We start from the raw sequence: 4,816 nt of genomic DNA on the forward strand, positions 1-4,816 counted from the left end.
GGGAGGGCTTCGCCCTCCCCGGGTATCCTTCCGCCAAAGGGCGAAGCCCCTTCGGAAACCCCTTCGTGTCGATCGGTGCAGGATGATTGCGGCGCCTCGCCCCGGACCGACGGGGTCCGGAGCGAGGCGCCCCGAAAGGCCTACTCGCCCGCCGCCGAGCGCTCCAGCGCCCGCCGCCGCTCGCGGGCCTCGGCGAAGGGCCGCAGCACCAGCTCGAACCCCCACGGCCCGAGCAGCCGCATCACCACCAGCGCGATCACGATGCGCAGCCACGTCTCGCCGTCGATCAGCAGGTAGGCGCCGAGGCCCGCCACCAGGCCGACCACGCGCCCCGCCGTGCCGCGATAGAACATGAGCCAGTCGAGCAGATCCGGGCGGGGCGTGGACATCGGCGGCTCTCCTGGACGGCGGTTCCGGCAGGGCGATAGGGCGCCCCGCCACGCGGCGCAAGCGCGGCGGTGGCGTCAGCCCGCCAGCCCCGCCGGCTCCCCGTCCCCCGGGCGCTGCATGGCGTAGACGGCCGGATCGGCGGGATGCACCAGCACGGTCACCGTCTCCCGCCCCCGCAGCAGCGGCGCCGGGTCCTCGCGCAGCGGCAGGCTCTCGAACACCCAGCGCCGGCCGCGCCCCGGCTCGTCCCAGGCGGCCGTGACGGTCCAGACCGGGGCATCGTCCGCCGCCCTCCCCTCCTCCACCAGGGGCGGGCCGGCCTGCACGGGCACGCCCTCCTCCCACAGCCGCGCCCGGTGGCGCGCGCGGCGCCGCTCCGGCAGCACGGCCGCGGCGGCGAGCAGCAGGAACAGCACCGCCAGGTTGGACTGGACGATCGGCGTGCCCCACTGCGCCATGGGCGTGTCCGGTGCTCCCTCCTCGGGATGCGCCGGGTCGTAGCGGATCGTGGCGGTCTCCCCCACGCTCCAGAAGCGCAGGCCGGAACTCCAGGCTTGCCGCGCCCGGATCTCCCGGCCCGCTTCGGTGCGGAAGCGGAAGACCGGGGCGTAGCTGTCGCTGCCGCGCCGGCCGGTGCGCACCAGCTCGGCGACGTGGCCCGGCGCGGTCACGGTGCGCTGGCGGTATTCCAGCCCGTTCACGAAGCGGCGTGCCGCGTCGCCGCCGAACAGCAGGGCGAGCACGACCAGGAACAGCGCCCTGGACCTGTCGCGGCGCGTCGCCGCCTCGCCGGGCGCCACCGGCGGGGGGCGGCGCTCCACCGGCCTGTCCGGCGGACCGGCCGACGCGGGGGCCGACGCGGGGGCCGGCGCGGCATCCGGGGGCGGCGCCGTGCCCTGCCCGCCTCCGCCCGGCCCGGCCTTGGCCAGCACGATCCGGGATGGCGGCGCGGCGCCATCCGCCATGGCGGCGGCCAGGGGAGCGCCCGCGGCGGCGGGCGGCCCCCGGCGGCGCAGGCGGCGCCGGGCGAGCGCGACGGTGGCGAGGCCGGGCAGCAGCAGCATCGCCCCCGGCACGCCCAGCATCAGCGGGAACAGCCAGATCGACCAGAAGGTGTCGGGGATCGCCTCCGCCGGCGCGTCGGGATCGTAGCGCACGCCCATCGGGTCGCCGATCCGCCAGGAGGGGCTGTCATTGGCGATGTTGCCGGCGACGCGGCGCGTCTCGCCGTCGGGCGTGCGGTACTCGATCACCGGCGCGACCGAATCGCCCGAGCGGCGCTCGGCGGCGACGACCTGCCCGGGCGCGACCGGCCGCCCGAGCTGCTGCGACAGCGTGACGAAGGCGAACAGCGAGAGCAGCCCGCCCCCGAGGCAGGCGGGCACCGAGACCAGCAGCAGCACCCAGGCCAGCGCCCGGCCGAGGCCGCCGCGCCACGGCGGAAGCGGCCCGCTCATCGGTGCCCGACCGGCCGGCTCCGTGCCGGCCGGCCCTGCGTTCCGGCCGGCACGGCGTCCGCCGCCTCCTCGGCGCCCTCGACAGGCCTCGGCATGGCCCTGCCCCTCCCGACATCGCCGGCCGCACGCGTCCGGGTGGCCCGCCACGCAACCGCAAGGGAGCGCCCGACGGCCCCGCGCAGCATGCGGCGCGAAACTTACATCCGGCGCACCGGGCGGGCCGGGGAAGCGCGGTCCCCGGGAAGGCGCGAAGCGGGAAGCGCGGCTCAGGCGCGCAGCCGCGTCTCGGCGAGGTCGATCTCGCGCACCAGCCGGGTCAGCGTGCCGTCCTCCAGCTGCCGGGCGCGGCGCAGCCGGAACAGCGCCTCGCGCTCGGCCTTCAGCCCGGCCAGGCGCAGGCTGCGCTCGATCTCGATGATGGTCCGGAACCGCTCCGCCTCCGCCTCGGTGAGCTGGGCGCCGTCGATGCGGCGGTGGTAGGGCTCCATGCTGCGCGCGGCGGCCTCGGCGTAGAGGTCGGCGTCGGCGCGGCCGGCGGCCAGCTCGTGCTGCACCCGCTCGATCTCGCGCACGGCGGCATCGGCGGCGAGGTTGCGCGCCTCGTCCTCCTCGCGCGCATGGTGGTCCTCCAGCGGCAGCCGCAGGCCGCGCAGCACGATCGGCAGCAGCAGGCTGCCGCCCACCAGCGAGGCCAGGATCACGCCCATCGCCAGGAAGATGGCGAGGTCGCGCGCCGGGAAGGGCGTGCCGTCCGGCAGCGCCAGCGGCAGGGTCAGCACGCCGGCGAGCGTGATCGCGCCGCGCACCCCGGCGAGCGAGGTGGCGAGCAGCACGCGCCAGCGCACCACGGGGCGCGGCCCGCCGCGACGCCGGGCGCGGTAGATGGTGAATTGCAGCGAGGCCCAGACCCAGCCGAGCCGCAGCAGGCCGAGCGCCAGCACGATCGCCACCACGTAGACCGGCAGCAGCCAGACCTCGGCGACGGTGTCGGCGGCGCGGTCGAGGATGGCGGGAAGCTGCTCGCCCAGCAGCACGAAGATGGCGCCGTTCAGCGTCACCTGCACCGTGTCCCACACCGCCGCCTTGCGCATGCGCGTCTCGGCCTCCGAGGCGACGTGCAGCTCGGCGTAGTTCATGGCGATGCCGGCGGCGACGGCGGCGAGGATGCCGGAGAAGTGGAAGTGCTCGGCGGCGAGGTAGGCGCCGAAGGGGATCAGCAGGCTGACCAGGATCTGCAGGCCCGCATCCTCGCCGATCCGCGCCACCAGCAGCGCCTGGACGCGCTTGACCGCGAGCGTCACCAGCACGCCGACGGCGATGCCGCCCAGCGAGACCACGACGAAGGTCAGCAGCGCCGAGGAGAGCGAGAAGGCGCCGGTCATCGCGGCCGCCGTGGCGAAGCGCAGGCAGACCAGGCCGGAGGCGTCGTTGAGCAGCGATTCGCCTTCCAGGATGTGCATCAGCCGGTGCGGGATCGGCACCCGCGCGGCGATGGCCGAGACCGCGATCGGGTCCGTGGGCGAGAGCACGGCGGCCAGCGCGAAGGCGACGGCGAGCGGCATCGCCGGGATCATCCAGTGGATGAACAGCCCGACCCCGAGCACGGTGAAGACGACGAGGCCCAGCGCCAGCTCGACGATGGTGGTGGCGTCGCGGAACAGGCCGCGCTTGGGGATGCGCCAGCCGTCCAGGAAGAGCAGCGGCGGCAGGAACAGCAGGAAGAACAGCTCGGGCTGGAGTTCCGTCTCGAAGTCGGTGGCGTAGGCGAGCAGCGCGCCCAGGCCGATCTGCAGGATCGGCAGCGGCAGCGGCACGGGCGAGAGCCGCACCATGAAGCCGCCGAGCGCCACCGCCACCAGCAGCACCAGAATCGTCGTCACGTCTTCCATGTTGCCCCCGGCATGGCCGACCCGCCGGCAGCCTGAAGCATTTTCCGGTCGCAAGGAATCCGGCCCGCCCGAGGGAGGTCGGGAAACAGGGCCTCCGGCGCCACCCACTGCCACCCCGGGCCGCCCGGGGCCGATCCCCGGGGCCTCGCGTCAGGCCGCCCGCCCCGGCCGGGGCGGGCGGCAGGGCTTCGGGCGGCTGTGCGGCCGGGCGCGCCGGCAGCCATGGCCGGCGAATCTCGCAACGGCGCGATTGGATGCGATTATGCTCCAATTGAGTGCATATGCCGAAAATTGCATGCAGAAATGCCGCTGGTAGGTCGGGCGCGCCCACGCCGCCGGACGGCTCGGCGGGGCGCTCCGCCCGTGGCGATCCGCGCTACCGGCGCAGGAACGGCAGCAGCCCCCTGACCGAGAACCACGCCACCAGCACGCCCAGCCCGGCGAAGAGCCAGGGCAGCACGCCCGGCCCGCCCTCCAGCGCCGAGGCGAGGCGGACATCCTTGGGATTCTCCGGGTCGTAGCGCAGCGCCATGGTCCGCCCCGGGCGGATCTCGGCGTAGTCCACGCTGTCGGGCACGGTGCCGATGACGGTCGCGCCTTCCCGCGTGAGATAGCTGAAGCTCGGGTTGTAGTCCGTGCCGGTCACCGAGCCGTTGCGGGTGTGCGTGACACGCTCGTAGCTGCCGGTCATGCGCCCTTCCACGGGGATGCCGTCGCGGCTCATGTGCCGGTAGTCCCGCACCAGGATCGCGGCGCCGACGAACAGCGCCACCGCGATCAGCAGGCTGGCCACGCAGGCCCAGACGGAAGGCCGGCGGGGCGGGGCGGCCGGGCGCGGGGCGGTGGTTGGCATGGGACTCCTCCTCGGTACGGGGCTCTCCGGCGGTTGGGCGCAGTATCCCACAGCTTGTTGCGGCAAGGCATCAGAACCGGCCATTGCCGGCAGCGTCCGCCATGCCGGCGGCGTGGCGAGTCCCATGCCCGACGGCGGCGCGTCGCCTCCCGCGCCTGACGGCAGGATGCCCCCCGCGCCTACGGTGCGATTCCCCCTCCCCGCGCCTATGGCGCGATGCCCCCCCC

The 4,816-nt window shown here is 75.2% G+C and carries 4 protein-coding genes; all 4 read right to left on the minus strand.

Features of this window, described 5'->3' with window-relative positions:
* Positions 1-140: 140 nt before the first annotated feature.
* The 4 genes from M0638_RS24480 to M0638_RS24495 all read right to left on the minus strand — a co-directional run bounded on the left by M0638_RS24480 (position 141) and on the right by M0638_RS24495 (position 4,589).
* Positions 141-389, minus strand: coding sequence for a hypothetical protein (locus M0638_RS24480; RefSeq protein ID WP_248669584.1), 249 nt, complete (start codon positions 387-389; stop codon positions 141-143).
* Positions 390-464: 75 nt separating this feature from the next.
* The gene (locus tag M0638_RS24485) at positions 465-1,847 is read right to left on the minus strand and encodes a DUF3592 domain-containing protein (RefSeq protein ID WP_248669585.1); all 1,383 of its coding nucleotides are present in this window, start codon (positions 1,845-1,847) and stop codon (positions 465-467) included.
* 266 nt (positions 1,848-2,113) lie between these two features.
* Positions 2,114-3,736: a Na+/H+ antiporter gene (locus M0638_RS24490; RefSeq protein ID WP_248669586.1), complete on the minus strand. Its 1,623-nt coding sequence runs from the start codon at positions 3,734-3,736 to the stop codon at positions 2,114-2,116.
* A 376-nt stretch (positions 3,737-4,112) separates the two neighbouring features.
* Entirely contained in the window at positions 4,113-4,589 is a 477-nt protein-coding gene (locus M0638_RS24495) for a DUF3592 domain-containing protein (RefSeq protein ID WP_248669587.1), read from the minus strand.
* Between the last annotated feature and the right edge of the window lie 227 nt (positions 4,590-4,816).

The sequence above is a fragment of the Roseomonas acroporae genome, assembly GCF_023223525.1.
GTDB classification, from domain to species: Bacteria; Pseudomonadota; Alphaproteobacteria; order Acetobacterales; family Acetobacteraceae; genus Roseomonas_E; species Roseomonas_E acroporae.